This window comes from Bacillus sp. LR_5 (assembly GCF_042709275.1).
Map to the genome: position 1 here is coordinate 1 of NZ_JAVAXX010000373.1, position 5,245 is coordinate 5,245.

Annotated in this window: 7 protein-coding genes; all 7 read right to left on the minus strand. The window is 40.1% G+C overall.

From position 1 onward, the window contains the following. On the minus strand, positions 1 to 423 hold a 423-nt coding region (locus RAC86_RS35025; RefSeq protein WP_377886650.1), incomplete at its 3' end, for a YaaR family protein. 12 nt (positions 424 to 435) lie between these two features. Next, complete coding sequence (gene darA / locus RAC86_RS35030; RefSeq protein WP_003242755.1) at positions 436 to 765, minus strand: cyclic di-AMP receptor DarA; 330 nt, start codon at positions 763 to 765, stop codon at positions 436 to 438. Positions 766 to 838: 73 nt separating this feature from the next. Then, entirely contained in the window at positions 839 to 1,477 is a 639-nt protein-coding gene (tmk, locus tag RAC86_RS35035) for a dTMP kinase (RefSeq protein WP_015253015.1), read from the minus strand. Further along, positions 1,474 to 2,916, minus strand: coding sequence for an aminotransferase class I/II-fold pyridoxal phosphate-dependent enzyme (locus RAC86_RS35040; protein ID WP_106074234.1), 1,443 nt, complete (start codon positions 2,914 to 2,916; stop codon positions 1,474 to 1,476). The genes tmk and RAC86_RS35040 overlap by 4 nt, the downstream gene beginning before the upstream one ends. Before the next feature lie 81 nt (positions 2,917 to 2,997). Next, positions 2,998 to 4,158: a toxic anion resistance protein gene (locus RAC86_RS35045; protein ID WP_377886652.1), complete on the minus strand. Its 1,161-nt coding sequence runs from the start codon at positions 4,156 to 4,158 to the stop codon at positions 2,998 to 3,000. A gap of 18 nt (positions 4,159 to 4,176) precedes the next feature. Then, complete coding sequence (locus RAC86_RS35050; RefSeq protein ID WP_377886653.1) at positions 4,177 to 4,791, minus strand: 5-bromo-4-chloroindolyl phosphate hydrolysis family protein; 615 nt, start codon at positions 4,789 to 4,791, stop codon at positions 4,177 to 4,179. Between the two features lie 119 nt (positions 4,792 to 4,910). Further along, positions 4,911 to 5,105, minus strand: coding sequence for an anti-sigma-G factor (gene csfB, locus RAC86_RS35055; protein WP_003243294.1), 195 nt, complete (start codon positions 5,103 to 5,105; stop codon positions 4,911 to 4,913). Positions 5,106 to 5,245 lie beyond the last annotated feature (140 nt).

Consider the following 5,245-nt stretch of genomic DNA (forward strand, 5'->3'; position numbering starts at 1 on the left):
TAATAAACCTTTTATTTCGCCAATACGCTCCAGCAAATCAATTGCCGGTTTTTCCTGATCCATCATCTCTTCCGTAAGCTGTATCAACTTGTCATCTATTTCTTTCACAAGTCCCAGCGTTCTGCTGTTCCCATAAAGGTCAAAGCTTTTCGATGTTTCATGTGAAAGGCCGCTGTCCACAGCTTCTTTGACAAAACGTTTCACAAGTCCTTTAAATCTCGCTAAGTCTTTAAAATTCCGAGATTTCGTTAGCCTTTTTCCGAATGCCTCTATATCAGATAACAGCCTGGTAAGCTGATCAAGCTTCATTTTGCTGCTTTGGTTTTCCATTGATGTTTTAAACGATGCTGTGATCTCAGATGTTTTCACAGAGGGAATCTGCTTATTATCTATAAATGTACGTATATCTTTATTAATTTTCACAGTTTCAGATCCTTAAAATTGATGAAATTCATCGACTGGAAGGACAAATACTGTCGCTCCGCCAACTTCAACTTCGACTGGATAAGGGACATAGGAATCAGCATTTCCGCCCATTGGAGATACAGGGGCAATCATCTGATCACGTTTCTGCCCGTTTTCTTTAATGAGACTCAACGCTTTATTGACGCGTATATCCTCGACACCGATCATAAACGTTGTATTGCCTGATTTAAGAAATCCTCCTGTCGTCGCAAGCTTTGTGACTCTGAAGTTGTGATCCGTTAAGGTTTTCAAAAGTCTGTTGCTGTCCTGATCTTGTACAACTGCCACTATCAATTTCATCTGTGAAGGCCTCCTTTAGATTGGAAACAACGTGATCTCGTTTACATTATTATATCAACTATTGGGAAACAGGTCACAATTGAATTTTTTTCAACGCTTCATCGATCACCTTTAGAACATCCTGAACGACGAGGTCTTTGGATTGCCCGGCATCAACTGAATGAAATCTTTCCGGAAATCGCTTCATCAGCTCTTGATAACCTTCTTGTACTTTTGTATGAAAGTCCAGTTTTTCTAAATCGAGCCTGTTTTTCTCCCGTGAGCCGTTTGCGTAAATACGCTTCAGTCCTTCTTCCGGATCAATTGAAAAATAAACCGTTACATGGGGCATCATATCTCCAATGGCAAATTCATTAATCGACAGAACCTCATCAATTCCAAGTCCTCTTGCATATCCTTGATACGCAAGAGAACTGTCTATAAATCTGTCGCAAAGAACGATAAACCCCTGTTCTAAAGCAGGTTTTACTTTTTCAACTAAATGCTGGCGCCTTGCAGCCGCATATAAGAGAGCTTCTGTTTTTGGGTCCATTAATGTGTTGTTCTCATTCAGAATAACCTCTCGAATTTGTTCTGCAATATCTATTCCGCCTGGCTCTCGAGTTGCCATAACCTGAAGGCCTTCTGCTGTCAGTATGTTTTTGATCTCCTGCAGAACAGTCGTTTTTCCTGCACCTTCAGGACCTTCGAATGTAATAAATAAACCGCTCATGATTTCTCCTCTTCTATATAAACAAGTAGTTGTTTCTCTTTGATTTTCATATTCCCTTGAACATGCGTTTTCATGCTGATCAAGCGGCTGAGCTTTTGCACACTTTCTTTTGTTATTCTTTCTCCCGCCATAATCATCGGGATACCCGGAGGATAAGGGATGATATCTTCTGCATTCAGCCGGCCAGCTGCTTCCTCAAAGCTCACATATTCTTTCTTAAACGAATGTAAGACCTTTTTTGGATAAGGCAAGACAGTAACAGGCTGCACACCCCATTCTGCAGAAACAAACGCCTGATCCGGAGGCGTTTTCTCAATCTCTTCATCGATGCTTCTAATGGTTTCACCGTTTATTCTCCGTTTTCCTCCCAATGGGAGAACGAGCAGAACTTGATTTTCATCAGCAAGCTCAGTGAATATGTTGGCACGCTCTAATATGCTTTGCAGCGTATAGCCAGAATGCCCGCGTTTTGAACGAATTGTGAGCTTCAGCGGGTCCGTGATGATCAGTGGATTAGCAGGGTTAACAGCTTCAGCATTTGTAAGTGAATCAAACGTTTGTTTAAGTGTTTGTATCCGCTGCAGAATGTCAGAAAGCTTTTGTTCTTCTATAATATGCTGTACATAAGCGCGGGCAATATCTAACGAAGCCATAATCGGATAAGACGGGCTGCTGCTTTGTAATCGGTTTAAATACTCTGCCACCCGATCCCTGTTAATCCTGCAGCTGCTGTTGAGATGCAAATAAGAACCCATCGTCATGGCAGGCAACGTTTTGTGGGCCGACTGAACAACAATATCTGCCCCCATTTTTAAAGCTGAGACCGGAAAAGGCTCACCTAAAATAAAATGTGCGCCATGCGCTTCATCGACCAAAACAGGAATCCCGTAATGATGGGCTTCAGTAATGATCTCAGTCAAATCAGCACTATGTCCGTAATATGTCGGATTGGTAAGTACCAAGCCTTTCGCATCTGGATATGCTTCCAGGGCCTCTTTAATTGTTCCAAGCGGAACATGCGTAGGCACATGCATCGCTGAATCAACGTCAGGTGCAAGATAAACCGGCTCAGCACCGGACAAATCAACAGCATGAAATACAGATTTATGACAGTTTCTTTGAACCAGAATTGTATCACCAGGTTCACAAACAGATAAAATCATCGCTAAGTTTCCGACAGTCGTACCATTTACCAGAAAAAAACTTTCCGCCGATCCATATAATTGACTGGCAAGCTCCTGAGCTTCCTTAATCACCCCAGAAGGATGATGGAGATCATCCAGTCCTGCCAGTTCAGTTACATCAATGGTGAGAAGCGGATCGAATATTGACTTAGCGTCATCAAAAAAGACATCTCCATTGTGATGTCCCGGAACATGAAATGAATGAGAATTTCTTCTCGCATGTTGGATTAATGCTTTATATAAAGGTGTGTTCATGAAAACAATCCTTTGAATGTGTCTTCTTACACCTTATTATATCGTGCCTCTGACAGAACTTAAAGCCAGACTTACTGGTAACTATCTTTCCTTTATTGTAATCAGCTTTTGCTTCAGGTCGCCTTCCATCATCATGAGCTCTTCTTCTGCCTGACGGCGTTTGATTCGTCCTTCTTCTTGTATAGTCAGTGTTTCTTCAAGCGTGCTTATTAAGCTTTCCTGCACCTTCTTCAAGGTATCTATATCAACAAGGCCTCGTTCATTTGCCCGTACAGTTTCAATTGTATTGGTTTTTAAAAGCTCAGCGTTTTTCAGCAAAAGCTCATTGGTTGTATCAGATACTTTCTGTTGTGCATCCACTGCATTGCGCTGCCTTAAAAGCGTCAGTGCAATGGCAACTTGATTTTTCCATAACGGAATCGCTGTCACAATGGATGACTGAATCTTTTCAGCTAACGCTTGGTTTGTATTTTGAATCAGCCTGATTTGCGGTGCACTTTGGATTGTAATTTGCCTGCTCAGCAGCAAATCATGCACCCTTTTATCTAACCGGTCAGCAAATTGAATTAAATCATTCACCTCTTGAACGGCCATTTGGTTATGATCACTCGATTCAGCCTGTTGCTTCAGTTCAGGAATCGTTTTTGTTTTTAATTCCTCCAGCTTCAGTTCTCCTGCAGCAATATAAACATTCAGCGCGGCAAAATATTCTTTATTTTTTTCATATAACTGCTCTAACAGCTTGTTGTCACTGATTAAAGCATTTTTAGAGTGCTCCAGCTTCAAGCTGATTTTGTCTATCTGCACACTGGTCTTTTGGTATTTAGACAGCACCTCTTGAAGAGAACTTGATACTCTTCCAAACATGCATGCCAAAAAACCCTTTTTCTTAGATTGGAGATCATCAGGATTTACTTGCTCCAGCTTTTTCATCAGCTCTCCAAGTATTTCGCCAATCTCCCCGACATCCTTCTTTTGAACATGATTAATCATATCATGAGAAAAGTTCAGCAGTTTAGATTGAGCTTGTGAACCGTATAAGACAATACTTTGCATATTTTTATGATCAATCTGTCCAGCAAGCTGAATTGCTTTTTCCTTGTTTTCCTCAGGAAGAACATCAACAAGCCGTACTTGCTCTTTCTCTGCTTTTACAGCCTCCGAACCTGGTATCTCTATGTTACCACCAAAAGGATCTGCCAATAATTCATCTATATGAAGGTCGCTTTGGTCTCGGTTCATCGCTCTTACCCTCTTCCCTTATTTCTTTAATGAATGTTTTGCTGCGTCTAATTCAAACTGCAACTCGTCAATTTCATCACCCATTACTTGAGTTAAATCTTCCTCTAAACGCTTGGTCAATTCAGTAAGAGTGATGCGTGTCTCACTTAACGACATCGACAGTTCTTTGCTTTTTTTTGGGTGAGATGATAGAAAAGCATACTTCTCTGTCAATTCAACAACCGAATCGAGAGTTTGATAAAAAAATCGTTCTGCCTGATAAAACCGCTTTGGCTCTTTTTTGGTGAGGAGATAAATCCTTCTCACAATCCTTAGCATTTCTGCATTTTGCTTAAACATTTGAATGCTTTTAGCCTGAAACAAGGCTTTCCTAAGACGGATCATTTTCTGCCTTGCTTCCTCTAAATTTTTCTTAATGTAAGCATACTCTCTTCCTGTCAATTCATGCTTTTTAAGAAATAACCGTCTTGCATTCCAGATGCCAGCTATATATACGGCTGCCCCAGAAGCAAGCCCATAAACAATAGATAAAAAAAGCGACTGGTTTAAACCGAAAAAGCTCAATATTCCAATGAAAACAAAAGTCGCACTGCTAGTTAAACCCCACATCAAAAAGTGAAAAAATCTCTGCATGAGATAATCGACTCCTGTGTCTATACTCAGTTTTAATATTATTATCTACTACGTTCAATCCTTAAACAAGTTTCATCTTCTTTTTATTATTAAGAGTACAAAAAAAGACCTTTTCAGGTCTATGAATATAATGGCGGTGTATGAATGCTCTTTAGTTTTTTTACGTAAAACGCATAGTCAGGATCAGAAGTTGATGTAGAAATTACTTTTCTCTCACAATCTAAGCATATGAATTTCGTATAAAGATGAATGCCTCTATTCTTCTCTTGATCACAAATCACACACGTATGATTAAGTTTAACTGTTTCGTCCATCTTCTCCACCTCCGTACAGTTAGCCTCCCCTTAAAACGGATATTGTATACACTATTTAGACCTTTTTGAAACTTTAAATCAGTATATGGGCTATATAAGCCCTCGGTGTTTGTATTTGTTTGATTTTCTCGATCTTGAGT

Bases quoted from the DNA above. Each gene is read 5' to 3' on its own strand.
- darA (WP_003242755.1), bottom strand. From the start codon at position 765: ATGAAATTGATAGTGGCAGTTGTACAAGATCAGGACAGCAACAGACTT.
- tmk (WP_015253015.1), bottom strand. From the start codon at position 1,477: ATGAGCGGTTTATTTATTACATTCGAAGGTCCTGAAGGTGCAGGAAAA.
- RAC86_RS35040 (WP_106074234.1), bottom strand. From the start codon at position 2,916: ATGAACACACCTTTATATAAAGCATTAATCCAACATGCGAGAAGAAAT.
- RAC86_RS35045 (WP_377886652.1), bottom strand. From the start codon at position 4,158: ATGAACCGAGACCAAAGCGACCTTCATATAGATGAATTATTGGCAGAT.
- RAC86_RS35050 (WP_377886653.1), bottom strand. From the start codon at position 4,791: ATGCAGAGATTTTTTCACTTTTTGATGTGGGGTTTAACTAGCAGTGCG.
- csfB (WP_003243294.1), bottom strand. From the start codon at position 5,105: ATGGACGAAACAGTTAAACTTAATCATACGTGTGTGATTTGTGATCAA.